Source organism: Micromonospora sp. NBRC 110037, from assembly GCF_001652995.1.
Lineage (GTDB): Bacteria > Actinomycetota > Actinomycetes > Mycobacteriales > Micromonosporaceae > Micromonospora > Micromonospora chalcea.
Genome location: NZ_BBVA01000005.1, coordinates 427937 through 454328, shown reverse-complemented (window position 1 = coordinate 454328; position 26392 = coordinate 427937). Strand labels below are relative to the sequence as shown.

General features: G+C 73.3%; 25 protein-coding genes. 12 read left to right on the top strand and 13 right to left on the bottom strand.

The window, feature by feature from the left end; translation table 11 throughout:
- Window positions 1–12: 12 nt before the first annotated feature.
- A complete protein-coding gene (locus tag A4R25_RS18315) occupies window positions 13–276 on the bottom strand; it encodes a DUF6343 family protein (RefSeq protein WP_043325060.1) in 264 nt (87 codons plus the stop codon).
- A 163-nt stretch (window positions 277–439) separates the two neighbouring features.
- On the opposite strand from A4R25_RS18315, the gene A4R25_RS18310 reads away from it, so the two are divergent.
- Together A4R25_RS18310 and A4R25_RS18305 are read left to right on the top strand one after the other, a co-directional pair.
- Window positions 440–1033 carry an antibiotic biosynthesis monooxygenase gene (locus A4R25_RS18310; protein ID WP_043325061.1) on the top strand — a complete coding sequence of 198 codons (594 nt, stop codon included), beginning with the start codon at window positions 440–442 and terminating at the stop codon, window positions 1031–1033.
- Window positions 1034–1133: 100 nt separating this feature from the next.
- Window positions 1134–1976, top strand: coding sequence for a GDSL-type esterase/lipase family protein (locus A4R25_RS18305; RefSeq protein WP_043325062.1), 843 nt, complete (start codon window positions 1134–1136; stop codon window positions 1974–1976).
- 44 nt (window positions 1977–2020) lie between these two features.
- On the opposite strand, the gene A4R25_RS18300 is transcribed toward A4R25_RS18305, so the two are convergent.
- From A4R25_RS18300 to A4R25_RS18295, 3 genes are all read right to left on the bottom strand, one after another.
- The gene (locus A4R25_RS18300; RefSeq protein ID WP_064447511.1) at window positions 2021–2761 is read right to left on the bottom strand and encodes an EcsC family protein; all 741 of its coding nucleotides are present in this window, start codon (window positions 2759–2761) and stop codon (window positions 2021–2023) included.
- 39 nt (window positions 2762–2800) lie between these two features.
- Window positions 2801–2947, bottom strand: coding sequence for a hypothetical protein (locus A4R25_RS31500; RefSeq protein WP_166456378.1), 147 nt, complete (start codon window positions 2945–2947; stop codon window positions 2801–2803).
- A 93-nt stretch (window positions 2948–3040) separates the two neighbouring features.
- A complete protein-coding gene (locus A4R25_RS18295; protein ID WP_064447510.1) occupies window positions 3041–3886 on the bottom strand; it encodes a hypothetical protein in 846 nt (281 codons plus the stop codon).
- Window positions 3887–4279: 393 nt separating this feature from the next.
- Here A4R25_RS18295 and A4R25_RS18290 point away from each other — a divergent pair, with 393 nt between their 5' ends.
- From A4R25_RS18290 to A4R25_RS18280, 3 genes are read left to right on the top strand one after another with little or no spacing between them, the layout of a single operon-like run.
- Complete coding sequence (locus tag A4R25_RS18290) at window positions 4280–5200, top strand: proteasome assembly chaperone family protein (RefSeq protein ID WP_043325065.1); 921 nt, start codon at window positions 4280–4282, stop codon at window positions 5198–5200.
- Window positions 5201–5237: 37 nt separating this feature from the next.
- A complete protein-coding gene (locus A4R25_RS18285) occupies window positions 5238–6035 on the top strand; it encodes an exodeoxyribonuclease III (RefSeq protein ID WP_043325066.1) in 798 nt (265 codons plus the stop codon).
- 25 nt (window positions 6036–6060) lie between these two features.
- Window positions 6061–6375, top strand: coding sequence for an antibiotic biosynthesis monooxygenase (locus tag A4R25_RS18280; protein ID WP_043325067.1), 315 nt, complete (start codon window positions 6061–6063; stop codon window positions 6373–6375).
- Between the two features lie 103 nt (window positions 6376–6478).
- On the opposite strand, the gene A4R25_RS18275 is transcribed toward A4R25_RS18280, so the two are convergent.
- Complete coding sequence (locus tag A4R25_RS18275; RefSeq protein WP_370446798.1) at window positions 6479–7228, bottom strand: class F sortase; 750 nt, start codon at window positions 7226–7228, stop codon at window positions 6479–6481.
- Window positions 7229–7521: 293 nt separating this feature from the next.
- The gene (locus tag A4R25_RS18270) at window positions 7522–8103 is read right to left on the bottom strand and encodes a hypothetical protein (RefSeq protein ID WP_043325069.1); all 582 of its coding nucleotides are present in this window, start codon (window positions 8101–8103) and stop codon (window positions 7522–7524) included.
- Window positions 8104–8182: 79 nt separating this feature from the next.
- Here A4R25_RS18270 and trmB point away from each other — a divergent pair, with 79 nt between their 5' ends.
- The 4 genes from trmB to A4R25_RS18250 all read left to right on the top strand — a co-directional run bounded on the left by trmB (window position 8183) and on the right by A4R25_RS18250 (window position 13728).
- Window positions 8183–8869: a tRNA (guanosine(46)-N7)-methyltransferase TrmB gene (gene trmB, locus A4R25_RS18265; RefSeq protein ID WP_064447508.1), complete on the top strand. Its 687-nt coding sequence runs from the start codon at window positions 8183–8185 to the stop codon at window positions 8867–8869.
- A 61-nt stretch (window positions 8870–8930) separates the two neighbouring features.
- On the top strand, window positions 8931–11435 hold the full coding sequence (locus A4R25_RS18260) for an RNA helicase (protein ID WP_064447507.1): 2505 nt from the start codon (window positions 8931–8933) through the stop codon (window positions 11433–11435).
- A gap of 119 nt (window positions 11436–11554) precedes the next feature.
- On the top strand, window positions 11555–12202 hold the full coding sequence (locus A4R25_RS18255) for a hypothetical protein (protein WP_043325072.1): 648 nt from the start codon (window positions 11555–11557) through the stop codon (window positions 12200–12202).
- Between the two features lie 266 nt (window positions 12203–12468).
- The gene (locus A4R25_RS18250) at window positions 12469–13728 is read left to right on the top strand and encodes an Nramp family divalent metal transporter (protein WP_064447506.1); all 1260 of its coding nucleotides are present in this window, start codon (window positions 12469–12471) and stop codon (window positions 13726–13728) included.
- A 56-nt stretch (window positions 13729–13784) separates the two neighbouring features.
- Here A4R25_RS18250 and A4R25_RS18245 read toward each other — a convergent pair whose 3' ends face one another.
- The 4 genes from A4R25_RS18245 to A4R25_RS18230 form a co-directional block, all read right to left on the bottom strand.
- On the bottom strand, window positions 13785–14729 hold the full coding sequence (locus A4R25_RS18245) for an ABC transporter substrate-binding protein (protein WP_043325074.1): 945 nt from the start codon (window positions 14727–14729) through the stop codon (window positions 13785–13787).
- Window positions 14730–14761: 32 nt separating this feature from the next.
- A complete protein-coding gene (locus tag A4R25_RS18240) occupies window positions 14762–15604 on the bottom strand; it encodes an ABC transporter ATP-binding protein (protein WP_064447505.1) in 843 nt (280 codons plus the stop codon).
- A complete protein-coding gene (locus tag A4R25_RS18235; protein ID WP_231915569.1) occupies window positions 15601–16593 on the bottom strand; it encodes an iron chelate uptake ABC transporter family permease subunit in 993 nt (330 codons plus the stop codon). The genes A4R25_RS18240 and A4R25_RS18235 overlap by 4 nt, the downstream gene beginning before the upstream one ends.
- A gap of 149 nt (window positions 16594–16742) precedes the next feature.
- Window positions 16743–17789, bottom strand: coding sequence for an iron ABC transporter permease (locus A4R25_RS18230; protein WP_064447503.1), 1047 nt, complete (start codon window positions 17787–17789; stop codon window positions 16743–16745).
- A gap of 102 nt (window positions 17790–17891) precedes the next feature.
- Between A4R25_RS18230 and A4R25_RS18225 the strand changes: the two genes are divergently transcribed.
- Complete coding sequence (locus A4R25_RS18225; protein ID WP_013285335.1) at window positions 17892–18251, top strand: YciI family protein; 360 nt, start codon at window positions 17892–17894, stop codon at window positions 18249–18251.
- Window positions 18252–18286: 35 nt separating this feature from the next.
- On the opposite strand, the gene A4R25_RS18220 is transcribed toward A4R25_RS18225, so the two are convergent.
- Window positions 18287–18754, bottom strand: a complete 468-nt coding sequence (locus A4R25_RS18220; protein WP_231915568.1) for a cytidine deaminase — start codon at window positions 18752–18754, stop codon at window positions 18287–18289.
- A gap of 142 nt (window positions 18755–18896) precedes the next feature.
- Here A4R25_RS18220 and hrpA point away from each other — a divergent pair, with 142 nt between their 5' ends.
- Window positions 18897–22892, top strand: coding sequence for an ATP-dependent RNA helicase HrpA (hrpA, locus tag A4R25_RS18215; RefSeq protein ID WP_064447501.1), 3996 nt, complete (start codon window positions 18897–18899; stop codon window positions 22890–22892).
- A gap of 36 nt (window positions 22893–22928) precedes the next feature.
- Here the strand turns inward: hrpA and A4R25_RS18210 are convergent, their stop codons facing one another.
- On the bottom strand, window positions 22929–24584 hold the full coding sequence (locus tag A4R25_RS18210; RefSeq protein ID WP_064447500.1) for a D-glucuronyl C5-epimerase family protein: 1656 nt from the start codon (window positions 24582–24584) through the stop codon (window positions 22929–22931).
- Between the two features lie 101 nt (window positions 24585–24685).
- The gene (locus A4R25_RS18205; RefSeq protein WP_043325079.1) at window positions 24686–25624 is read right to left on the bottom strand and encodes a LysR family transcriptional regulator; all 939 of its coding nucleotides are present in this window, start codon (window positions 25622–25624) and stop codon (window positions 24686–24688) included.
- Between the two features lie 35 nt (window positions 25625–25659).
- Between A4R25_RS18205 and A4R25_RS18200 the strand changes: the two genes are divergently transcribed.
- Window positions 25660–26391 carry a succinate dehydrogenase cytochrome b subunit gene (locus tag A4R25_RS18200; RefSeq protein ID WP_176722908.1) on the top strand — a complete coding sequence of 244 codons (732 nt, stop codon included), beginning with the start codon at window positions 25660–25662 and terminating at the stop codon, window positions 26389–26391.
- Window position 26392: the final 1 nt, after the last annotated feature.

Sequence of the window (26392 nt, the reverse complement as noted above, 5' to 3'; positions counted from 1 at the left end):
GTCGTCCTCCTGTCACTCGAACAGCGAGTGCCGCACGCCCGGCTCCTCCCGGCGGCGCGCGGCGCGGCGGCGCTGGATCACGACCAGGTCGACCACCGCCACCACGGCGAGCAGCGCGCAGACCACGCCCAGCCAGGCGATGCCGGCGGCGAACGCGAGCACCGCGAAGACGGTCATCACGACCAGACCGAACGTCGCCAGCACGAGCCGCAGGTTCAGGGCGCTGTTCGCGTGGCCGACCGTGCCGCGGGCGCGCCGGGGTTGTGATCGGGTCATTCCTGGGGCCTACCCCGGCACGGGCGGGGATAACCGGCCGGGCGGGAACGCCGGTGATCCGGGACACCCGGCGGGCGGTCGCCGGATGCGCGCTGCGGGCGGGTGCGTTACTTCGGGGTGCCGGTTTCCGGCGGAGATCCCGCGGGCCGGTGGAGAGGATGGCATGACCACGACGCAGGCCGTACCCGTGACCGTCGCCGTGTCCCGGCGCGCCGACCCCGCGCGTACCGACGAGGTGGTGGCGTGGATGCGGGCCGGTACGGCGCTCGCGGAGAGCTTCCCGGGCTTCCTCGGCGCCGGTTTCGTCCGCAGCGCCCCCGGTTCCGGCGAGTGGCACGTGATGTACCGCTTCGCCGACGCGGACACGCTGCGCGGGTGGGAGGACTCGCCGCAGCGGCGCTGGTGGCTCAGCTCGGCGCAGGGCATCGTCGAGCACACCCGGGTCGAGCGGCGCACCGGCATCGAGGGCTGGTTCGACCCGCCGGTGGACCACGTGGTCGAGACGTTCGGCGAGCCGGAGCCGGCCGCGCCGCCGCGCTGGAAGCAGGCGGTCACGATCTGGCTGGCGTTCTTCCCGCTGAGCCTGGCCGCCACGCTGCTGACCGCCCGGTTCCTCGCCGACGTGCCGCTGGCCGGGCGGACGCTGCTGATGACGCTCGTGCTCACCCCGCTGATGACCTACCTGGTGCTGCCCCGGATCACCCGCCTGCTGCACCGGTGGCTGCACGGCCGGCCTGCGCCGACCCGACAGATGTGAACGACAGTGGTCTATGCCTGATAGCCGACAGAACCGCTTCCGGGACCCCGCCGGGGCATAGGGTCGACGCGCCCGTTGCCGCCGCCCGACGGGGGAACCCATGCCTCGACGCTGGATCGCCGCCCTGGCCTGCCTGGCGGCGCTCGTCGCGCTCGCCTGTGACGGCTCCGGCGAGGCGTCGCCCCGGCCCTCCGGCACACCCCGCCCCGGCGAGCCCCGGGTCCTCACGGCGCTCGGGGACTCGGTCAGCACCGGCTACGGCTCCTGCCTGGTGCTGGTGAGCTGCGAACGCAACTCCTGGTCGACCGGGGACGGCCTGCGGGTGGAGAGCATCTACCGGCGGCTGCGCGCCGACGCGCCGGGCCTGCGGGCGTACAACCGGGCCGCGCCCGGGGCCCGCGCGTCCGCGCTGACCGGCCAGGCCCGGTCCGCGGTACGCGACAAGGCCGACCTGGTCACCGTGCTGATCGGCGCGAACGACGCCTGCCGGGGCGACGTCGACGACATGACGCCCGTCGCCACGTTCCGCGACCAGGTCGACGCGGCGCTGGGCGTGTTGCGCGAGGGCCGGCCGAAGGCCCGGGTGCTGATGGTCAGCATCCCGGACCTGCACCGGCTCTGGCAGATCGGGCACACCGAGCCCCGCGCCGTGCGGGCCTGGTCGCGTGGCGTCTGCCCGGCGCTGCTCGCAGACGCCACGTCGACCGCGCCCGCCGCGGTGGCCCGCCGGGCCCGCGTCCGGGACCGGATCGAGGCGTACGACGGTCAGCTCCGTGCCGCCTGCCGGGCGTACGGGTCACGCTGCCGCTGGGACGGCGGCGCGGTGCACCGTCACCGCTTCACGCTGGACCAGGTGAACGCGCTGGACTGGTTCCACCCGAACGCGGCCGGGCAGGGCCGGCTGGCCGAGGTGGCCTGGAACGCGTCCGGCTGGGCGAGCTGACCGGCGCGGGCCGCCCGGACGGACGGGCCCGGGGCCGAGGAGGGTCAGGGCTGACGCGGGCCGGGAAGCGGCCGGGGACCACCGGCCCGGTAGAGGGCGCGCGTACGGTCGGCCAGTTCCTTCGTGGCCGACGAGTTGGCCCAGGTGCCGAGCACGATCGCGGCGCCCGGCACGACCTTGGCGAACATCCGCTTGGCGGCGCGTACCCCGGCCATCCGGGCCAGCCGGACACCGAGCTGGAGCATCACCCGGCCCAGCGCCCGATCGGCGGCGGAGCCGAACAACGCGCCGGCCCGCTCCCGGCCGGCGGCCACCCCGAGCGCCAGGCGGGCGGTCTGGGCGGCCTTGTGCACCCGCTGGAGCACCAGTAGATCGGTGGCCCGGTCGACGTGCGTCGGGTCGGCGCCGTACGCGGCCGCCACGTGCAGCACCAGCCGGGCCTGGGTCCAGGCCAGCACGCCCACGTCGATCACCGCGCCGGGCAGCCCGGCGGCGCCGGAGACCGCGCCGGAGAGCCGGGCGTGGTTGACGAACTTGCGGACCGCCTGGTCCGCCAGCTGTTCGGGCGGCGCGTCCGGCCGCAGGGCACGTTCCCGGGCCGCCCACTGCGCGGCCTCCGGCCCGAGCCGGCGAACCGCCTCCAGGGCCAGGTGCTCCGGGGCGTACTGCGGGTCCTCCCGCATCCGGTCCCAGAGCTTGGCCGGTGGCGCCTCGGGCGCGTCCACCGGCGGGGCGGGGGCGGCGGGGACGGCGTCGGGCTCCCCGACGGGGGCGGGGTCGGTCACGAAGGGCTCCGGGGGCTCGTGCGGCGGGGGTGACGCGGGTCAGCGCCGGCGCGACTGCAGCCGGGTCGCGATCTGCCGCAGCCGGGCCTGGTTCTCCGGCTTGGACATCTCACGCCGGCCGCGGTCGACCAACTGCTGGCCCCGCGGCGACCGCAGGAAGGCGGTGATCCGTTGCATCAGCGACATGGTGTCCTCCGTCCCGCGGTCCCCTTCATGTGTACCTGGGACCGGCAAGCCCCGTGATACCCGAATCGACCCTTCGGCAACCACTCGTCCGGCTCAGCCCAGGATCTCGGCCACCACCTCGCCGGCCCGCCACTCGTGCTGGGCGTACGCGTCCGGGAACGCCGAGATCTGCACCGCCTGGGCGGCCACCGACAGCGGCAGGTCCTGCCAGCCGGGGATCTCCTCCAACGCGGACAGGAAGGCCTTCGTCGCGTACTCCGGGTCCATGAGCTGCTCGACGGTGCCCCAGCCGCTGCTCGGCCGCTGCTGGAACAGCCCGACCGAGTCGTGGTCCCAGCCGATGGCCTGGTGCGGGTAGTTCTGCGACTCGGGCAGCACGCCGCTGGCGTAGTTGAGCAGCGTGCTCTCCTGCATCGCGGTCGCCACCGCGATGACCAGGGCCCGGCGCGGCACGCCCATCTCCTTGCCGGCCTGCACGATCTTCTTGGCGTTGTTCATCTGGGTCCGGTCCAGGCCGGCGACCGGGACGATCTGCCGGACCGTCTTCGTCGGCTTCGGCTTGGGCTTGGCGGTCGCCTTCGGGCTCGCCGTCGCGGACGGGGCGGCGGTGGTCGGCGCGGTGGTCGGGCGGGCGCTCGCGCGGGAGGCGACGTCGGCCTCCGCGCGCTCGGCGACCTCCGCCGAGGGCGCCGGGGCGGCGGCGCGCTCCGGCGCGCCGAAGCCGGCCTGGCTGACGCCGACCAGGCCGAGGCAGCAGGCCGCGCCGGTGGCGACCGCGAGCCTGGTCCGGCCGGGCCGGGGGTTCATGGGGGCCCAGAAGCGGGTACGCCGGAAGAGTCCCTGGAGCCTCGTCGAACGGTTGGTGGAGGGGGTATCGTCCGAACGGTCAGCCGGGCGGCCGGGGCCGAACGGGTCGTCGAGGGTGCCGTCGCTACGCATCCGACGAGGCTAGGCAGGGCAAACCGGGATCACCCAGGCCTGTCGAGTGGCCCTCGCCACACTTCGGCCGACCCGGGCCGGACACTCGCGGCCTGCCGCGCCCAGCCGACGACAGACCTCGGGAACCCGGCGAATCACCCGCCGGCCACGCGCCGAAACTCTCCCGGCACGAACCTCGTAGATGTCCCGGTCCCGCCCGGTGATCGACTAACTCGTCCGTTCGGACGATCCGGATGTCGGCCGCCGGACCGGGGCGTAGCCGAATCGTGATCACCATCCGGGCATCAGAGGTGTCCGTAACGGAATGGACCACACCCCCCGGTACGTTTGCCGAACCGGGGAGACCGCACGTTCGGCGCTCCCCCGTACGCGTCGACAGGGAGGACCCCACCGGTGCTCGATCCACACGAGCTCTACGAACTCACCGACGAGCTGCCCGAGCTCGGCCAGCCGGTGCTGATCCAGGCGCTCACCGGCTTCGTCGACGCCGGCAACGCCACCCGGCTCGCCCGGGAACAGCTGCTCACCTCGCTCGACGCCCGGACGATCGCCCGCTTCGACGTCGACCAGATCTTCGACTACCGCTCGCGCCGCCCGGTGATGACGTTCGTCGAGGACCACTGGGCCGACTACGACGCCCCGGCGCTGGAGCTGCACCTCCTGCGCGACGACGACGAGACCCCGTTCCTGCTGCTCACCGGCCCCGAGCCGGACCTGCAGTGGGAGCGTTTCGTGGCCGCCGTCGCCGGCCTCTGCGCCCGCCTCGACGTCCGGCTCACCGTCGGGCTCAACTCGATCCCGATGGCGGTGCCGCACACCCGGCCCAGCGGCGTCACCGCGCACGCCACGCGCAAGGACCTGATCGCCGGCCACGAGCCGTGGCTGCAGAAGGTGCAGGTGCCGGCCAGCGTCGGCCACCTGCTGGAGTACCGCCTCGGCGAGCAGGGCCGCGACGCCCTCGGCTTCGCCGCGCACGTGCCGCACTACGTGGCCCAGGCCGAGTACCCGGCCGCCGCCGAGGCGCTGCTGTCCGCCGTGTCCCGCAGCACCGGCCTGCTGCTGCCGGTCGAGGACCTGCGCACCGCCGCCGAGGCGGTCCGGGTGGAGATCGACCGCCAGGTCACCCAGACCGAGGAGGCGGCCACGCTGGTGCAGGCGCTGGAGGAGCAGTACGACGCGTTCGCCCGCGGCCGGGGCGAGAAGAGCCTGCTCGCCGGCGAGACCGGTCCGCTGCCCACCGCCGACGAGCTCGGCGCCGAGCTGGAGCGCTTCCTGGCCGAGCAGACCCGCCCCGGCGACACCCCGGAGCGCTGAGGCGGCGGGACGGGCGGCGATGCGGCAGGCTGGGGCCATGCGCCTGGCGACCTGGAACGTCAACTCGGTGAAGGCCCGCCTGCCCCGGCTGCTCGACTGGCTGGCCACCACGAAACCCGACGTCGTGTGCCTGCAGGAGACCAAGTGCCCGGACGGGGCGTTCCCGGTCGCCGAGGTGGGCGAGCTGGGCTACGAGGTGGCCAGCCACAGCGACGGCCGGTGGAACGGCGTCGCCGTCCTGTCCCGGGTCGGGCTCGCCGACGTGGCGGTCGGCTTCCCGGGCGAGCCCGGCTTCCCCGAACCCGAGGCCCGCGCCATCTCGGCCACCTGCGACGGGCTGCGGGTCTGGTCGGTGTACGTGCCGAACGGCCGCACGCCGGACGACCCGCACTACGCGTACAAGCTGGCCTGGTTCGCGGCGCTGCGCGACGCCCTGGAACCGGAGGTCGCCGGGCCCCTGCCGGTGGCCGTCTGCGGCGACTTCAACGTCGCGCCCACCGACGCCGACGTCTGGGACCCCGCGCTGTTCGCCACCTCCACCCACGTCACCCCGGCCGAACGGGCCGCCCTGGCCGCGCTGCGTGACCTCGGGCTGGAGGACGTGGTGCCGACGCCGATGAAGGGGCCGCACCCGTTCACGTACTGGGACTACCGGGCCGGGATGTTCCACCAGAACAAGGGCATGCGGATCGACCTGGTGTACGCGAGCGCGCCGTTCGCGCGCGCGGTCCGCTCCGCGTACGTGGACCGGGAGGCCCGCAAGGGCAAGGGTCCCTCGGACCACGCCCCGGTCGTGGTCGACGCCGACCTGACGCCGGCCGTCGAGACGTTCTGAGTCCGAGGCTCGTTAGGGTGGACGTATGGCAGTCGTGAAGATCAACGCGATCGACGTCCCGCCCGGCGCCGGCGAGGAGCTGGAGAAGCGGTTCGCGGCCCGGGCCGGCGCGGTGGAGAACTCCCCCGGTTTCCTCGGCTTCGAGCTGCTGCGCCCGGTCGCCGGGGAGAGCCGCTACTTCGTGTACACCCGCTGGGAGAGCGAGGAGGCGTACCAGGCGTGGGCGCAGGGCCCGTCCCGGGCCGCGCACGCCGAGGGCGGCGAGCCGCGCAAGCCGGTCGCCACCGGCGCGAACCTGCTGGAGTTCGAGGTCGTCCAGCAGGTCCCCGCCAAGCCCTGACCCCTCCCCCTCCCCATCCCCCTTCTCCGTCGATCATGAAGTTGGCGGCGCTCGACGTCCGTTTTGTCACCGCCAACCTCATGATCGACGGGGCGGTGGCCCGTCAGGATGCCAGGGACGCGAAGACGATCACGTTGTCCTGGTACCCGGTGCGGCCGCCGACCCACTCGCCGCCGCAGGTGATCAGGCGCAGCTCGGCCGGACCTGAGTCGCCGTAGACCCGCGCGGCGGGCAGGTTCGACTTGTCGAAGTACTCGACGCTGTCCACCTTGAACGTCACCACGCTGCGGTCCGCGCGGGTCACCTGGATCCGGGCGCCCGGTTTGAGCGAGCGCAGCCGGTAGAACACGGCCGGGCCGCTCTTGGTGTCGACGTGGCCCACGATGATCGCCCGACCCGGGTCGCCGGGCACCGCTCCCCTGTCGTACCAGCCGGTCTGGTCGTGCTCGGTCAGCGGCGGTACGTCCACCGAGCCGTCCTTCGCCTGCCCGACCGGGGTGACCGGCGCGTTGACCTTGATGGCCGGCACCGCCAGGCGTACCGGCCGGCTCGCCGGCTTCCGGGCCGGAGCGGCAGCGCTCGCCGGGGCCGCCGCCGCGCCCGAACCGCCCGATCCGCTCGACTCGGTCGACGCGTCGGCGAAGTCGAACGGCCCGGCCGTGCGCCCCAGCCCGGCCCCGGTGGCGAACACACCGACCAGCACCAGAACCACTGCCAGCGGCTTCGACCAGGAGCCCCGGCCCCGGTCCCGCCCGCCCGGCGATGCCGGTGGCGGCCCGGCGGGGCGTGGGCGCAGGGCCGGCGGATCGGCCGACGGCGGATACCACGGTCGCGACGCGGCGGGCGGCGGCATCCACGGCCGCGCCCCGGACACCGGCACGGCAGACGACCCGGTCCCGGCGGACGATCCGGTCCCGGCGGACGGACCTGTTTCGGCGGCAGACCCACTCCCCGAGCGCGGGCCGGTCCGGGGCGCGGCGGCCGGATCAGCCCTGGAGAACCGGGCGGCGTCGGCGGGCGGCCCGGCCCGGGACGGCCGGGCCGAGCCCGTGGGCGGCGCGGCGGGCGGGGGCAGAGCCACGAACGGCCAGCCGGAGCGCCGGGATGCGGCGGGCGGCGGGACGAAGTGCTCGGCCATGGCGGGCCTCAGCGTCCGGCGGCGCCACGGGCGTGGCGGCGGGACGCGGCCACACCGAGCCCGGCGCCGACCATGGTCACCGCCAGTCCGACCGGCACCAGCAGGCCGCCGAGGCCGGGACCGGCCGTGCCGCCGAACCCGGTCGCCGGGCCGCGGCTGGGCAGGTGACTGGGCGGGTGGGTCGGCTGCCGGGTGGGCTGCCCCTGCTTGACCACCTGGAGCATGGTGGAGGCGGTCTCCCCGCCCGGGCACTCCAGCTTGACCCGGTAGTTGCCGGGCCGGGTGCGCTCGTGCACCATCGGCGTGGCGGTGAGCAGGCCGCGCTGCGGCTGCACCTGGATCTTGCCGAACGCGTCCGAGGTGACGATCGCCGGCACGGTGTTGTTCCGGCAGCTCGCCCGGATGCCGACCAGGTAGCCGGGCGACACGGTGCCCGGGGTGACCTCCACGAAGATCACGTCGGCCGGGGGCTGTTCCGGCACCGGCTCGGCGGCGCGCGGCGCGGCCTGGGCGGGCAGCGCGCCGACCAGCGGGGCGGCGCACGCGGCGACCGCGACCAGCAGCGCCTCACGTACCCTGAACGACCCCATGACCCCTCCCGGCGTACGGGATGAATCCTCTCACCCCCGGCCGCACATCACATCCGATCCGGGCTAGGCTCGGCTCGTTGTGACCCTCACCGACCTTCCCGCCGCCCGCATCCGCACCTTCCATCCGCGTCGCGGGCGGATGAGCGACCGGCAGCGCGACGCGCTGGACCGGCTCTGGCCCGCGTACGGCCTCAGGATCGCCGCCCTCGACGGGCCGTGCGATCCGGCGGCGCTGTTCGGACGGCGGGCGCCGCTGGTGCTGGAGATCGGCTCCGGCATGGGCGACGCCACCGCCGCCATGGCGGCGGCCGACCGGGACCGACACTATCTGGCGGTCGAGGTCCATACGCCGGGAATCGCCAACCTGCTCGACCTGGTGGAACGCCACGGTCTGGACAACGTACGGGTGGCCGAGGGCGACGCGCTGGACCTGGTCCGGGCCATGCCGGAGGGCTGCCTGGACGCGGTGCACGTCTTCTTCCCGGACCCGTGGCCGAAGACACGCCACCACAAGCGGCGGATCATTCAGCCGGCGCACGTGGCGCTGCTGCGGTCCCGGCTGGCCCCGGGCGGCACGTTGCACTGCGCGACGGACTGGGCGCAGTACGCCGAGTCGATGCGCGAGACGCTCACCGCCGACCCGGAGCTGGTCGACGTACACGGCGGCTACGCGCCGCGTCCGGCGCACCGGCCGGTGACGAAGTTCGAGCGCCGCGCGCTGACCGCGGGCCGGGAGGTCTTCGACCTGATCCACCGGCGGCGCTGAACCCGTTGCGCTGAACCCGGTTGGCGCGGCGCGGTGTGATCCAGGCACGATGGGAGCCGCCATGACTCTCACCGCCGCGCTGCCGAAGACCGCCGATCCCGACACCCTCTACGACGCGTTCGCCTCCTGGGCGTCCGAGCGCGGCCTGAATCTCTATCCCCATCAGGAGGAGGCGGTCATCGAGATCGTCTCCGGCGCGAACGTGATCATGAATACGCCGACCGGCTCGGGCAAGAGCCTGGTGGCGATCGCGGCGCACTTCGCGGCGCTGGCCGACGACCGCACGACCTTCTACACCGCGCCGATCAAGGCGCTGGTCTCGGAGAAGTTCTTCGCGCTCTGCGAGGTCTTCGGCGCCGAGAACGTCGGCATGCTCACCGGCGACGCCAGCGTCAACGCGGACGCGCCGATCATCTGCTGCACCGCGGAGATCCTGGCCAACCTGGCGCTGCGCGAGGGCCGCCGCGCCGACGTCGGCCAGGTGGTCATGGACGAGTTCCACTTCTACGCCGAGCCGGACCGGGGCTGGGCGTGGCAGGTGCCGCTGATCGAGCTGCCGCAGGCCCAGTTCGTGCTGATGTCCGCCACGCTCGGCGACACCACCCGCTTCGTCGACGACCTGAGCCGGCGTACCGGGCGGCCGACCGCCGTCGTCCGCTCGGCCGAGCGGCCGGTCCCGCTCCTCTTCTCGTACGCGACCACGCCGCTGCACGAGACGCTGGAGGAGCTGCTGGAGACCAAGCAGGCCCCGGTGTACGTGGTGCACTTCACCCAGGCCGCCGCGCTGGAACGCGCCCAGGCGCTGATGAGCGTGAACGTCTGCACCCGCGCCGAGAAGGACATGATCGCGCAGGCGATCGGCAACTTCCGGTTCACCTCCGGCTTCGGCAAGACGCTGTCCCGGCTGGTCCGGCACGGCATCGGCGTGCACCACGCCGGCATGCTCCCGAAGTACCGCCGCCTGGTCGAGACGCTCGCCCAGGCCGGCCTGCTCAAGGTCATCTGCGGTACGGACACGCTCGGCGTCGGCATCAACGTGCCGATCCGCACCGTGCTGTTCACCGGCCTCTCGAAGTACGACGGGGTGCGGACGCGCCTGCTGAAGGCCCGCGAGTTCCACCAGATCGCCGGCCGGGCCGGGCGGGCCGGATTCGACACGCTGGGCCGGGTCGTGGTGCAGGCCCCCGAGCACGTGATCGAGAACGAGAAGGCCCTCGCGAAGGCCGGTGACGACCCGAAGAAGCGCCGCAAGGTGGTGAAGAAGAAGCCGCCGGAGGGCTCGATCGGCTGGGGTGAGCCGACGTTCCAGCGCCTGGTCGAGGCCGAGCCGGAGCCGCTCACGTCCAGCTTCCAGGTCAGCCACTCGATGCTGCTCAACGTGATCGGCCGCCCGGGCGACGCGTTCGCCTCGATGCGGCACCTGCTCACCGACAACCACGAGGACCCGGCCGCGCAGCGCCGGCACATCCGCCGGGCCATCGCCATCTACCGCGCGCTGCGGGCCGGCGGCGTGGTCGAGGAGCTGCCCGAGCCGGACGAGACCGGCCGCCGGGTACGCCTCACCGTCGACCTCCAGCTCGACTTCGCGCTCAACCAGCCGCTGTCACCGCTGGCGCTGGCCACAGTGGAACTGCTCGACCGGGAGTCGCCGTCGTACGCGCTCGACGTGCTCAGTGTGATCGAGTCGATCCTGGACGACCCGCGCCAGGTGCTGTCCGCGCAGCAGTTCAAGGCCCGCGGCGAGGCGGTCGCCGCGATGAAGGCCGAAGGCATCGAGTACGAGGCACGCCTCGAACTGCTCGACGAGGTGACCTGGCCCAAGCCGCTGGCGGAGCTGCTGGAGTCCGCGTACGAGATGTACCGGCAGGGCCACCCCTGGGTCGCCGACCACCAGCTCTCCCCCAAGTCGGTGGTCCGCGACATGTACGAGCGGGCCATGACGTTCCCCGAGTACGTCCAGTTCTACGGGCTGTCCCGCTCCGAGGGGCTGGTGCTGCGCTATCTCGCCGACGCGTACAAGACGCTGCGGCAGACCGTCCCCGAGGACGCGAAGACCGAGGAGCTGGTCGACCTCATCGAGTGGCTGGGCGAGCTGGTCCGCCAGGTCGACTCCAGCCTGATCGACGAGTGGGAGCGGCTGCGCAACCCGTCGGACGTGGCCGAGGTCGCCGCCTCGCTGGACGACCGGCCGCCGGCTGTCACCCGCAACGCGCGGGCGTTCCGGGTGCTGGTGCGCAACGCGATGTTCCGTCGCGTCGAGCTGGCCGCGCTGCGCCGCTGGGACCTGCTCGGCGAGCTGGACGCCGGCGACGGCTGGAACGCCGACGCCTGGGCCGACGCGCTGGAGCCGTACTTCGAGACGTACGACGCGATCGGGGTGGGGCCGGACGCGCGCGGGCCGGCGCTGCTGATGATCGAGCAGGGCCGCGAGAAGTGGACCGTACGGCAGATCCTGGACGACCCGGACGGCGACCACGACTGGGGCATCAGCGCCGAGATCGACCTCGCCGCCTCCGACGAGATCGGCGCGGCGGCGGTCCGGATCACCGACGTCGGCCAGCTGTAGGACTACGCGAAAAAGGGCCGCCCGGGATGTCCGGGCGGCCCTTTTCGTGCCCTGGGCGATGTCAGACCCGTCGATTAGAATGTATGTACTAATCGAGCTGTTGACCTGGGAGGATGCTCGTGACTGCGCCCACCTCCGCAACCCCTGTCACCCCCTACGCCACCCTCCTCGGATTCACCCGGTACGTCGACCGCACCGGGCCCACCAAGGCCACCTTCGTCGGCGGGCTGCGCCGGCAGCGGGCCAGCCGGCACGGCTTCAACCCGCACGGCCAGTTCGTCAAGGCGCTCAAGGCCGACGTCGCGTTCCACACCGGCGGCACCCACCTCGCGCAGGTCGCCGATCTGGTCAAGCCGCGCTGGCGCCCGCTCTACGAGGCGCTGGTGCCGGGCGCGACCCGCTGGCTGCAGTCGCTGGGCGAGCCGGCCGGCGTCGACCTGGCGCAGACCCGCGACGCGCTGGCGATGCTGGGTGACCTGCCCGTGAAGATCAACCCGCAGTTCGGTGTGCGGTACGCCGACGGCCGGGCCGAGGCGATCCGGCTGCACTTCGACGAGGCGCCGCCGAGCGAGGAGGCGACCCTGGCCACGCTGCACCTGATGGCCCGGCACATGGACGCGGTGCTGCCGCACGCCGAGCCGGTCCTGGTCGACGTGCGGCGAGGCGAGGCGCACCGGATGCCCGCCGACGTCAAGCCCGAGCAGATCGAGCAGTGGCTGGCCGGTGAGGCAGCCGCGTTCCGCGCCATCTGGTCCACCGCCGCCTGACCGACCGATCCGATCCGGCTCACCGCCGCCCCACCGAACGGCCGTCCCGCACCCGGGACGGCCGTTCGGCGTGCTGCGCCCGGGGCGATCGACCGGGCCGGAGCAGCCGCCGCGGCGGGGCGACACCGTCCCTCGTGTGCGCTTTCCCCTCTGGGCTCAGGTTAGTGGCATATGTGAGTAGTAGTCGGGAACAACCCGCCTGACTCCGCCTCGCCCCCGCCGGTCGTCGTCTCGTCCCGCCGCCCGTCGTCCGTCGAGGAGCACCAGTGGTAACAAACGACTCGCCTGTCGTACCCCCACTGCGGACCGCCCGCGCCCCGCGCCCGGTACGCGGACGCCTCATCCTGCTCGGGCCCGCGTTCGTAGCGGCGGTCGCCTACGTCGACCCCGGCAACTTCGCCACCAACTCCACCGCCGGGGCCCGGTACGGCTATCTGCTGGTCTGGGTGGTGGTGGCGGCGAACCTGGCCGCCATGCTGGTGCAGACGCTCACCGCCAAGCTCGGCCTGGCCACCGGGCGCAGCCTGCCCGAACTGTGCCGGGAGCACCTGCCCCGGCCGCTGAACCGGGTCATGTGGGCGCAGGCCGAGCTGGTAGCCATGGCCACCGACCTGGCCGAGGTGATCGGCGGGGCGGTCGCGCTGTACCTGCTGTTCGGCGTCCCGCTGCTGCCCGGCGGCCTGATCGTCGGCGCCGCCTCGTTCGCCATCCTGGCGCTGCGCTCCAGAGGTTTCCGGACGTTCGAGATCGCCATCGCGGTGCTGCTCGGGGTGATCGTGCTGGCGTTCGGGGTCAACCTGGTCACCGCGCAGCCGGACGTGTCCGACGCCGCGGCCGGCCTGCTGCCCCGCATGCAGGGCACCGACAGCATGCTGCTCGCCGCCGGCATCCTGGGCGCGACGGTGATGCCGCACGTCATCTACGTGCATTCGGCGCTGACGCCGAACCGCCTGCCCGCCGAGGGCGAGGCGCAGCGACGGGTGATCGCCAAGGGCCTGCGGGTCGACGTGCTGATCGCGCTCGGCGTCGCCGGGGCGGTCAACCTGGCCATGCTGCTGGTGGCGGCGAGCAGCTTCCACGGCACGTCGATCCCGGGCACCGACACCCTCGAAGGCGTGCACGCCGGGCTCGCCACCACGCTCGGTACGGCCGCGGCGGTCGGCTTCGCGGTCGCGCTGCTCCTGTCCGGCCTCGCCTCCACGAGCGTCGGCACGTACGCCGGTGAGATCATCATGCAGGGCTTCCTGCGCCGCCGGATCCCGCTGCTGATCCGCCGGATGATCACGCTGCTGCCCGCGCTGGCGGTGCTCGCGATCGGCGTCGACCCGACCCGGGCGCTGGTGCTGTCGCAGGTGGTGCTGAGCTTCGGCATCCCGTTCGCGCTGATCCCGGTGGTGATGTTCACCCGGCGCCGGGACCTGATGGGCAGCCTGGTCAACCGGCGGGCCACCACTGCGGCGGCGGTGGCGATCACGGCGTTCGTGGTGGCGCTCAACGCGTTCCTGCTCTGGCAGCTGGCCGCCTGAAACACGCCAGCGCCCGTCCGGCCCCGTGCGGCTGGACGGGCGCTGGTGATCGGGGCTCAGGCGGCCAGGTACTTCTCCAGGTCGTCCAGGATCTTGTTGGCGGCGCCCACGCCGATGCCGGTCATCCAGATCTCGTCGGAGACCACGTGCGCCTTGCCGGCCTTGACCGCGGACAGGCCCTTCCACAGCGTGCCGCCGGTGACCTTGGCCTGCTCGGCGGCGGCCTTCTCGCCGTACGCGGTCACGAACACCACGTCGCCGTCGGCCTCGGCGATGCGCTCCGGGCTGACCCGGTCCATCCGCTTGTCCTCCTTGCCGGCGAGCATCTGCCGCTCGGGGCGGCCCAGGCCGGTGTCGCCGACGACGATGCCGGAGAACGAGTCCGGCCCGTACAGGCGGATCTCGGTCGGCATGAAGCGCACGATGGAGACCTTGCGGGACGCGGCGTCGCCGAGCTTCGCGCCGAAGTCCTTCGCCCGCTTCTCGTACTCGGCCAGCAGGTCCTTGGCCTGCTGCTCCTTGCCCAGCGCCGCGCCGTCGAGGAGGAAGTTCTCCTTCCAGGTGATGCCGACCTTCTCGGTGAAGACGGTCGGGGCGATCTTGGACAGCTCGTCGTAGAACTTCTCCTGGCGGAACTTGCTGCCCAGGATGAGGTCCGGGTTGAGCGCGTTGATCGCCTCCAGGTCCGGCTCGGTGAGCACGCCGACCTCGGTGATGCCGGCGAGCTTGTCCGCGCCGAAGTAGGTGGGCCAGCTCTTCGCCTCACCGGCGGTGGCCGCGCCGACCGGGGTGACGCCGAGCGACAGCGCGGTGTCGATCTTGTCGGTGTCGAGCACGACCACGCGCTTCGGCTCGGCGGGCACCTTCGTGGTGCCCATGGCGTGGGTGATCTCCCGGGTCTCCCCGGTGCCGGCGCCGCCGACGGGATCGCTCTCCCCGCAGGCGGTGAGACCGACGCCGAGGGCGAGCGCGGCGGTGAGTGCGACGGCGAGACGACGCATGGTGTTCCTTTCGGTGGTGCGGGTCGGCGCGCTCAGGCGTCGCCGACAGGGGCGCCGGCCGTGGCCGGCGTGGCGGCCGGAACGGCCGAGGTCTGGGTGAGGGCCGGCACCACGAGCGGGGCGCCGCTGACCGGGCAGGGCATGACCACGCAGTCCAGCCCGAACACGTCGCGGACCAGGTCGGCGGTGAGGATCTCGCGCGGCTCGCCGGCGGCGACCACCGCGCCGTCGCGCATGGCGATCAGGTGACCGGCGTACCGGGCCGCCTGGTTGAGGTCGTGCAGCACGGCCACCACGGTCCGGCCCCGCTCGGCGCGCAGCCGGTGCAGCAGGTCCAGCACCTCCACCTGGTGGGCCAGGTCGAGGTACGTGGTGGGCTCGTCCAGTAGCAGCGCGTCGGTGTCCTGGGCCAGCGTCATGGCGATCCACACCCGCTGGCGCTGGCCGCCGGAGAGCGTGTCCACCGCCCGGTCGGCCAGCCCGGCGACATCGGCCAGCCGCATGGCTTCCTCGACCGCCCGGCCGTCCTCGGTCGACCACTGCCGCCACCAGCGCTGGTAGGGCTGCCGGCCGCGCCCGACCAGGTCGGCCACGGTGATCCCCTCGGGCACCAGCGGGCTCTGCGGAAGCACGCCGAGCCGCCGGGCCACGTCCCGGGTGGGCAGGGCCCGGATCGCCGCGCCGTCGAGCAGCACCGCGCCCCGCCGGGGCGTGAGCAGCCGGGCCATGGTGCGCAGCAGCGTCGACTTGCCGCAGGCGTTCGGGCCGACGATCACGGTGAACGTGTCGGCCGGCAGGTCGAGGTCCAGTCCGTCCAGCACGGTCCGGCCCTCGTAGCCGACGACCAGGTCGCGGGTGGACAGCAGCGCGGTCACGAGCGCCTCCCTCGGGTGCGCAGCAGCACGAAGATCAGGTACGGCCCGCCGATCGCCGCGGTCAGCACGCCGGCCGGCAGTTGGGTGGGCGCCAGCAGCCGCCGGGCGCCCAGGTCGGCGAGCACCAGCAGCAACGCGCCCAGCAGCGCGGCGCAGAGCAGCGGCGGTCGTTCGGTCCGGGCCAGCCGGCGGGCCACCTGCGGGGCCACGAGCGCCACGAAGTCCACCGCGCCCACCTGGGCGGTGACCATCGCGGCGGCCAGCACGCCGGTGCCGGCCAGGCCGATGCGCCGGGCCACCGGCCGCAGGCCGATCCCCCGCGCGGTGTCGTCGTCGAGCGTGCTGCTGCGCAGCGCCCAGCCGGCCCAGAGGAGCACCGGCAGCAGCACGGCGAGCGTGCCGGCGATCCAGGCCGCCTCGCTCCACCCCTTGCCGGCGAGCGTGCCGATGAGCCAGATCTGCGCGCGCAGCCCGTCGATCGGGTCGGCGGTGAGCATGACGACCTCGATCAGCGCCCGGAACGCGAACGCCACCGCCACGCCGGCGAGCACGAACCGCTGGGCGGCCAGGCCGTGCCGGGCGCCGAGCGCGAACACCAGCACCGCCGCGGCCAGGCCGCCGAGCAGCGCCGCCGGCGCCACCAGCACCGCCGCCGCCCCGCTGGTCAGCGCGATCGTGGCGGCCAGCCCGGCGCCCTGGGTGACGCCGATGACGTCGGGGCTGGCCAGGGGGTTGCGGGCCACGCTCTGGATCAGCGTGCCGGCCACGCCGAAGGCCGCACCGGCCACCGCCGCGAGGACGGCGCGGGGCAGTCGCAGGTCGCGCACCACGAGGTCGTACGGGGTGCCCGCGCCGGAGAGCGACCGCACCACGTCGACGGGGGCCACGTACGGCGTCCCCAGCGACAGGCTGATCACCACCGCGAGGCAGAGCAGCACGAACAGCACCAGCGCCAGAACGACAGGACGCCACCGGAACGGCACCGCCACCGCCGCCCCGACCCGCAGAACCCCGCGCCCGGCCCCCAGCGGCCCACGTCGTTGATCTTGCACTTGCTGCCCCGACGGCGCCGGGATCGCCCCTTTCGCCGGGGCGGCAAGTGCAAGATCGCGGGAGTCTGTGCGGGGGACCGGGGTGGTCATGTCGTCACCGTTTTGGCTCGGTGGACCAGGTAGGCCAGCAGCGGGGCGCCGAGCAGGGCGGTGATGATGCCCGCGGGGATCTCGCCGGGCGGGGCGACCAGGCGGCCCGTCACGTCGGCCGCCAGCACCAGCGCGGGGCCGAGCAGCGCGGCGACCAGCAGCGTCCACCTGTGGTCGGCGCCCACGAGCGCCCGGGCCAGGTGCGGCACCGCCAGCCCGACGAAGGCGATCGGCCCGGCGGCGGCCACGGCGGCGCCGGTGAGCAGCACGCCACCGCCGCCGGCGGCCAGCCGGACCAGGGCGACCCGGTGGCCGAGCCCTCGCGCCACGTCGTCGCCGAGGGCCAGCGCGTCCAGGCCACGGGCGGCCAGCAGGGCCAGCAGCACCCCGGCCGCCACGAACGGGAGCACCTGACCGGCGACGCCGACGCCCCGGCCGGTCAGCCCGCCGACCACCCAGAAGCGGTACTCCTCGAACGTGCGGGCGTCGATGCTGAGCAGCGCGTACACGATGGCGCCGAGACCGGCGTCGATGGCCGCGCCGACGAGCGCGAGGGTGACCGGGCTGGCGCCGTCGCGGGCGCGGTTGGCGACCGCGAACACGAGCAGCCCGGTGAGCAGCGCGCCGGCGATGCCGAACCAGACGTACCCGGCGAGCGTGCCGACCCCGAACACGGCGATGGCCAGCACCACGCCGAACGAGGCCCCGGCGCTGATGCCGAGGATGCGCGGCTCGGCCAGCGGATTGCGGGTGACCGCCTGGAACAGCACCCCGGCCAGCGCCAGCGCGAGGCCGACGACCAGCCCGAGGACGGTACGCGGCAGCCGCATGTCCCGGACGACAGTGGTCGCGTCGCCGCCGTCCGGGGACACCAGCGCGTGCCACACCTGGTCGACCGGGATGTGCCGGCTGCCGAGCGCCAGGCTGGCCAGCAGCGCCAGCAGGAGCAGCAGCGCCGCCGCCAGGGTGACCGCGATGCGGCGGGGTGCGCCACGGCGGGCGGGGGCCCCGGCCCGCGCGGGCCGGACGGCGACGGTGGTCACGGGGTGGCACGCCTTCCGGTTAGGTACGCCTCACCTTAGCTGACCTGGTAAGGCGCACCTAACCCGCCGGTGTCGATGCCCGGCAACCCCTAGCCTGAGGGCATGCGATTCGACAGGCACACGGTGGTGCTCCTGGTCCGCCCGGACGACGCGCCGGACCTGCCGCAGGACGCGCTCGACCGGATCCAGGACGCCCACCTGGCGCACCAGGCCGGGCTGGTGGAGCAGGGCGCGGTGCTCGCGGCCGGGCCGTTCCTGGACGGCGACGACGGACGCGTCCGCGGTTTCGTGGTGCTGTCGGTGGACCCGCAGATGGCCCGCGAGCTGTACGCGAACGACCCGGCGGTCCGCGCGGGCCGGCTCGTCGCGCAGGTCAGCAGCTGGATGGTGCCGGAGGGTCAGGTCCGCTTCGAGCAGGTGCCGGTACCCCGCTCGATGCTGGAGGCCGCCGCCGGCGACTGAGCGTTGCGGCTCAGCGCGCCGGACCGGAGCGCCGGTCAGTCCTCGGCGGCCTGCCGGACACCCGGCACCACCGGGGTCGGCCACAGCGGGGCACGCGGCCCGGCCGGCACCTCGACCTGCTGGTCGGACCAGACGTACGTCTCGGGCAGCAGGTCGGCGATCGGGACCGCGCGCAGCCCGTCGGGCGGGCCGACGATCACCCGGATCGACGGGAAGTAGTCGAGCAGCACCTGACGGCAGCGCCCGCACGGCGGGATGACGCCCCGGCCCCGGTCCCCCACCGCGACGATCGTCTCCAGCTCGCCGGCGCCCTGGGTCGCGGCGGCCCCGATTGCCACCACCTCGGCGCACGGACCGCCGGTGAAGTGGTAGACGTTGACGCCGCTGAACACCCGGCCGTCGGTGCTGCGTACGGCGGCGGCGACGGTGTGGTTGTCGCTGCGGCAGCGCAGCTTCGCCACGGCGGTGGCGGCCTGCACGAGCGCCCGGTCGGTGTCCCGCATGATCATCCCCGCCCCTCGTCGGCCCCGTCGGCCCCCGTCGGCGGCAACTTTATCCCCGCCGGGCGGCCCGCCGGTGACGGCGCGCCCGTCGCCGGTAACCCGGGGGCGGTCCGCCGCGCGGCTGCCTATCCTTGGCGACGACATGCAGAAGCCAGCCGTACCCGCCGCCCCTGACACCGCCCGCGACCTGCACCGCCGCCTCGCCCCGCTGATGTTCCGCGACCAGCGCCGCCTCCAGCGGCGGCTCGACGGCGTGCGGCGGCTGCGTGACCCGCAGCGGCGGGACGCGGCGCTGGCCGAGATCACGGCCGAGGTGACCCGGGCGGAGGCGCGCCTGGAGTCGCGTCGCGCGGCCGTGCCGGCGATCACCTACCCGGCGCAGTTGCCGGTGAGTGAGCGCAAGGACGACATCGCGGCCGCGATCCGCGACCACCAGGTGGTGATCGTGGCCGGTGAGACCGGCTCCGGGAAGACCACCCAGCTCCCCAAGATCTGCCTGGAGCTGGGGCGCGGGATCACCGGCCTGATCGGGCACACCCAGCCCCGCCGGCTGGCGGCCCGTACGGTCGCCGACCGGATCGCCGACGAGCTCGGCACCGAGCTGGGCGACGTGGTCGGCTACAAGGTGCGCTTCACCGACCAGGTGGGCGAGAACAGCCTGGTCAAGCTGATGACCGACGGCATCCTGCTGGCCGAGTTGCAGACCGACCGGATGCTGCGGCAGTACGACACGCTGATCATCGACGAGGCACACGAGCGCAGCCTCAACATCGACTTCATCCTCGGGTACCTCAGGCAGCTCCTGCCCCGCCGGCCCGACCTCAAGGTGGTCATCACCTCGGCGACCATCGAGACCGACCGGTTCGCGAAGCACTTCGCCGACGCCGAGGGCAACCCGGCGCCGGTGGTCGAGGTGTCCGGACGCACCTATCCGGTGGAGGTCCGCTACCGGCCGCTGGTCGAGGTGACCGAGGCCGAGGAGGAGGACGAGGCCGACGAGGAGAACGTCCGGGACCAGATCCAGGCCATCGGCGACGCGGTCGAGGAGCTGGCCGCCGAGGGGCCGGGCGACATCCTGGTGTTCCTCAGCGGCGAGCGGGAGATCCGCGACACCGCCGACGCGCTGGGCAAGCTGGTCCAGAAGAAGCGGTCGCTGCTCGGCACCGAGATCCTGCCGCTGTACGCCCGGCTGTCCACCGCCGAGCAGCACCGGGTCTTCGCCGCGCACTCCAACCGCCGGGTGGTGCTGGCCACCAACGTCGCGGAGACCTCGCTGACCGTGCCGGGCATCAAGTACGTGGTGGACCCGGGCACCGCCCGGATCTCCCGCTACTCCAGCCGGCTGAAGGTGCAGCGGCTGCCGATCGAGCCGGTCTCGCAGGCCAGCGCCAACCAGCGCAAGGGCCGCTGCGGGCGTACCTCGGACGGCATCTGCATCCGCCTCTACGACGAGCAGGACTTCGACTCCCGCCCCGAGTTCACCGACCCGGAGATCCTGCGCACCAACCTGGCCTCGGTCATCCTGCAGATGACGGCGATCGGGCTCGGCGACGTCGCCGCGTTCCCGTTCATCGACCCGCCGGACCGGCGCAACATCACCGACGGCGTGAACCTGCTGCACGAGCTGGGCGCGCTCGACCCGGCCGAGACCGACCCGGCGAAACGGCTCACCGCGCTGGGCCGGCGGCTGGCACAGCTCCCGGTCGACCCCCGGCTGGCCCGGATGGTCCTGGAGGGCGAACGCAACGGCTGCGCCACCGAGGTGGTGGTGATCGCCGCCGCGCTGTCCATCCAGGACCCGCGCGAACGCCCGGCCGACAAGCAGGCCCAGGCCGACCAGGCGCACGCCCGGTTCGCCGACAAGGAATCCGACTTCGTCGCGTACCTGAACCTGTGGCGCTACCTGCGGGAGAAGCAGCGGGAGCTGTCCTCCAGCGCGTTCCGCCGGATGTGCAAGGCCGAATACCTCAACTACCTCCGGGTACGCGAGTGGCAGGACATCGTCAGCCAGTTGCGCCAGGTGCTGCGAACCTCGGACAAGGGTGAGGGCCGGCGCGGCGCCGGCGCCGACCTGCCGGAGGAGATCGACACCCCGAAGGTGCACCAGTCGCTGCTGCCCGGCCTGCTGTCGCACCTCGGCCTCAAGGACGCGCAGAAGCACGAATACCTGGGCGCGCGAGGCGCGAAGTTCGGGATCTTCCCCGGGTCGGCGCTGTTCAAGAAGCCGCCGCGCTGGGTGATGGCCGCCGAGCTGGTGGAGACGTCCCGGCTGTGGGGCCGGGTGGCCGGGCGGGTCGAGCCCGAGTGGGTCGAGCCGCTGGCCCAGCACCTGGTCAAACGCAGCTACAGCGAGCCGCACTGGGAGAAGAAGCAGGCCGCCGTGATGGCCTACGAGAAGGTCACGCTGTACGGCATCCCGCTCGTCACCTCGCGCAAGGTGAACTTCGGGCGGATCGACCCGGTGCTCAGCCGGGAGCTGTTCATCAGGCACGCCCTGGTGGAGGGCGACTGGCAGACCCACCACCACTTCTGGCGGGACAACCAGAAGCTGCTGACCGAGATCGAGGAGCTGGAGAACCGGGCCCGGCGCCGCGACATCCTGGTCGACGACGAGACCATCTTCGCCTTCTACGACCAGCGCATCCCCCCCGACGTGGTCTCCGGCCGGCACTTCGACTCGTGGTGGAAGAAGACCCGCCGGGAGCAGCCGGACCTGCTCACGTTCACCCGCGAGCTGCTCGTCAACGACGGCCGGGGCGGGGTGGACGAGGAGGACTTCCCGGACGAGTGGCGGGCCGACGGCGTGACGCTGCCGCTGACGTACACGTTCGACCCGACCGCGCCGACCGACGGCGTCACTGTGGACATCCCGCTGCCGCTGCTCAACCAGGTGCCGGCGGAGAGCTTCGACTGGCAGGTGCCCGGGCTGCGCGAGGAGCTGGTGATCGCGCTGATCCGGTCGCTGCCCAAGCCGGTGCGGCGCAACTTCGTGCCGGTGCCCGACTACGCGCGCGCCGCGCTGGCCGCGATCACGCCGGGCGAGGAGCCGCTGCTGGCCGCGCTGACCCGGCAGCTGCGCCGGATGACCGGCGTGACAGTGCCGCCGGACGCCTGGGACCCGGGGAAGCTGCCGCCGCACCTGCGGGTGACGTTCCGGGTGCTCGGCGAGGACGACAAACCGGTCGCCGAGGGCAAGGACCTGCCGGCGCTGCAACGCGAGCTGCGCCAGGAGGTACGGCAGGTCGTGGCCGCCGCCGCGCCGGACGTGGCCCGTTCCGGGCTGACCGAGTGGTCGATCGGCGCGCTGCCGCGCACCATCGAGCAGGTCCGCGCCGGCTTCGCGGTGACCGCGTACCCGGCGCTGGTGGACGAGGGCGCCACCGTCGGGGTGAAGGTGTTCGACTCGGCCGCCGAGCAGGAGGCCGCGCACTGGGCGGGCACCCGCCGGCTGCTGCGGCTGACGCTGCCGTCGCCGGCGAAGTTCCTCCAGGGGCGGCTGAGCAACGAGGCGAAGCTGGCGCTGTCCCGCAACCCGCACGGCAGCGTGCCGGAGCTGATCGAGGACGCGGCCGGGGCGGCGATCGACAAGCTGATCGGCGACGCGGGCGGCCCGGCCTGGGACGCCGAGGGCTTCGCCGCGCTGCGCGACAAGGTGCGGGCCGACCTGGTGGACACCGTGGTCGAGGTGATGGACCGGGTCCGCCGGGTGCTGGCCGCCGCGTACACGGTGGAGCAGCGGCTCGGCGCGACCCGCAACTTGGCGGTGGTGGCCGCGCTGGCCGACATCCGTGCCCAGCTCACCGGCCTGGTGCACAAGGGCTTCATCACCGAGACCGGCTACGCGCGCCTGCCCGACCTGCTGCGCTACCTGACCGCGATCGAGCGGCGGCTGGACCGGCTGCCCGGCAACCCGCAGCGCGACAAACAGCAGCAGGACCGGATCGCGGTGGTGCAGAAGGAGTACCAGGACATGCTCGCCGCGCTGCCCCCGCCGCGGCGCGCGACCCCGGCGGCCCGCCAGATCCGCTGGATGATCGAGGAGCTGCGGGTGAACGTGTTCGCCCAGGCCCTCGGCACCCCGTACCCGGTCTCCGAGCAGCGCATCTACCGGGCCATGGACGACGCCGAGGGCCGCTGAGCCGCCGCGCCGGCCGACGCCGGCGCGGCGGTCCGGTCAGCGGCGGATCACCGCGCCGAAGCCGAGCCAGCGACCGGCGTACGGCCCCTCCACGAGGCGGACGTGCTCGCGGCCGTTGAGCACCGAGCGGCCGTCGATGGCCACCGCGTCACCGACCCGGTAGGTGGTGGGCACCGACTTCATCAGCCCGGCGGCGTCGATCGAGTACGCCGGTGGCGCGTCGACGGCTATCGTGCCGGGCCGGTGCAGCTTGTAGCCGAACCCGGCGCAGATGCCGACCTGGTACCGGTAGGGCGAGTACTCCTGCACGTAGTAGCCGGCCAGGGTGCCGGCGGTGATCGCGTACCAGATCCCGGTCTGCCGCATGATCTTCACGCGGTCGCCGGAGGGCGCGGCGCTGGCGCGGGCCAGCGTCATCTTCGTCCGCGCGGTCACCGTGCCGGCGCTGTTGAACTTGTACGCGGTGTGCGTGCCGGAGGAGAACCGGATGTTGCCCTTCACGCCGTAGGGCGGGTAGTCGGTGTACCAGAGGTCGGCGAGCTGGGCCAGGTACGTGTCACCGGTGATGGCGTACTGCTGGACGAACTGGAACATGTGGGTGGAGTGGTACTGGCCGGCGTCGATGCCGTGGGTCAGGCAGTAGCGGCTGCGCCAGTGCCGCACCCGGGTCTTCTCCCACACGTCCCGGTAGGTGGTGATCGCGCCCTGCAGCATGAGTTTGGCGTCGGCGTTGCGGGTGAGCACCCAGTAGTCGTACAGGCCGTACGCGGAGAACATGTGCCCGTTGTAGGTGCGGTCGCCGCGGACCGCCTTCGGGTGCGGGTACTCCTCCAGCCACAGCAGACCGTCGACCACGTACACGCCCCACGGCTGGCCGGCCACCGCGGGCAGCAGGTACGAGGCGAAGGTGGCGTCCGCGGCGCCCTTCCACTTCGTCTCGCCGGTGCGCTGGTAGAGCCGGGTGAACAGGCTCAGCGCCTGCCCCTGGGCCATCATCGAGTACCAGGGCGCCGGGTAGAGGTCGGGGCCGCCGTGCAGCCGGTGGTCGAACGGGTACGGATAGAACCACGCGCCGGAGCGCAGCGTGCGGCGGTCGATCAGGCGCTGCGCCTGCCGCTTCGCCCGGTCCAGGTATGTCAGGTTCCCGGTGATCCGGTGGGCCTCCATCAGGTGCAGGCCGTACTGCGCCTGCGCGACCGGGTGGTCGTAGAGGCGGCCGCCGAGGCGCACCATGCGCACCCCGGTGGAGTCGTGCACACCGGGATCGACGAGCGGGACCGGCGAGGTCATGTGGTAGGGCTCGATGCCGATCGGCAGTTCCCGGATCTCGAAGTCGTCGTACCGGAACTGGAACGGCACCGACGCCGCGCCGGCGTACCGGCGGGTCGGTCCGCCGACGCGGCCGGCGCCCGGGGTGGAGGCCGCGCGCGGGGCCAGCCGGGGCATGTCCCGGGCCGGGATCGCGGACAGGTTCGGCAGTGGCTCGACCGGCCCCGGCGGGCCGATCTCCAGGGCCGGGTCGATGACCGGGTCCGCCGGCGCCAGGAGCGAGGTCGCCGGGGACGCCGCGGCCCAGGCGGGGCCACCGCCGAGCAGCGGGACCGAGGCGGCGGCCAGGGAGCCGGCGACGACGGCACGCCGGCTCAGTGCGGGTGTCGGGCCGGCGGCCCCGGACGGGTCTTGATGGCGCATGCGAACCTCCCGTGTCTTCACATGCCGGGCATCAGCCTTCCCATGCTGTTCCGGTCGGCCGGGACGAGCAAGGACATCCGTCGCGACATGTCGGAGATCCGTCAAATGGCGGCAAGCGGCTCGACACCGGCGGGGAGCTGGTCGGCGGCGGTGGCGTCGTGGACGTACTCCAGGAGGATGCGGCGCAGCTCGCGCCCGGCGTGGGTGGGGACCACGTCGCGGCGGCGGGCCACCGCGATGGTCCGGCGGACCCCGGGCGGTACGAGCCGGGTGACCCGGATGCCGGCGCGGCGGGCCACCACGATGCCGGGCACCAGCGCGACGCCGAGCCCGGCCTCGACGAAGCTGAGCACGGCGTCCATCTCTCCGCCGTCGACGGACAGGGTCGGCTCGAACCCGGCCGCCCGGCACGCCTGGAGCGTGGCGTCGCGCAGGTCGTAGCCCTCGCGGAACATGACCAGCGGCTGGTCGCGCAGGTCGGTGATGCGCAGCTCCCCGGCTTCCGAGGCGCCCGGCAGCGGGTCGACCGAGGCGACCACCAGGCTCTCGCGCAGGATCGGGTCGGCGCGCAGCCCCGGGTCGGTGCCGGCCGACGGCATGATGATCAGGGCGAGGTCGAGGTCGCCGCGGAGCAGGTCCCGGACGAGATCCTGCGAGCCGCCCTCCTCCACGCGCAGGTCGATCGTGGGGTGCGCGTCGCGGAACCGGCGCAGCACCGGCGGGGCGAGCGAGGTGGCCAGGCTGGGCGTGGCGCCGAGCCGGACCCGGCCCCGGCGCAGCCCCACCAGTTCCTGCACCTCGCGGGTGGCGGTCTCCACGTCGGCGAGGATCCGCTTGGCCAGCGGCAGCAGCACCTCGCCGGCCGCGGTGAGGGTGATGTTGCCCCTTACCCGTTCGAACAGCGGGGCCCCCAGGTCGGCCTCCAGCGCGTGAATTTGCTTACTCAACGAGGGCTGGGTTATGCCGACAAGATCGGCCGCCTGGGTGAAATGTCGTACTTCGGCGACCGCCACGAAGTACCGAAGCTGATGGAGCTGCATCTACATAGCCTACGGCTATCAATGCTGCGATTTCGATGCATTGGACGCCTGATCGAAGTGCTCCTAGCGTCGTTCGCGTGGTAATCACGAAAACTCGGTCGCCCATCCGCTCCAATGTCGGCCTCAAGGCCGTCATGGCGGTGACGGGCATCATTCTGGTGCTGTTCCTGATCGCGCACATGCTCGGCAACCTGAAGATCTTCACGGGCGAGACCTCGTTCGACCACTACGCGCACTGGCTGCGCGACATCGGCACGCCACTGCTGCCGACGACGTGGTTCCTGTGGATCCAGCGCACCGTGCTCACCGTCGCCGTGCTGGGGCACATCGGCGCGGCCACGCTGCTCGCGATGCGGTCCCGGGCCGCCCGCCCGGTGCGGTACGCGCACCGCCGCAAGATCCACGTGAACTACGCGGCCCGCACGATGCGCTGGGGTGGTGTGATCATCCTGCTCTTCGTGATCTACCACATCCTCGACCTGACCACGGGTCACCTGAACCCGCAGGGCGACCCGGCCAACCCGTACGGCAACGTCGTCGCCGACTTCGCGCCGGAGCGGTGGTACGTCACGCTCTTCTACACCCTCGCGCTGGTGACCCTCGGCTTCCACCTGCGCCACGGCGCGTTCAGCGCGTTCCGCAGCCTCGGCCAGCAGACCCCGAAGGGCGAGCGCCGGGCCAGGATCGCCGCGCTCGTCTTCGCCGTCGCGCTCGTCGGCGGCTACCTGCTGGTCCCGTTCGCCGTGATCACCGGATTGGTGTCCTGAC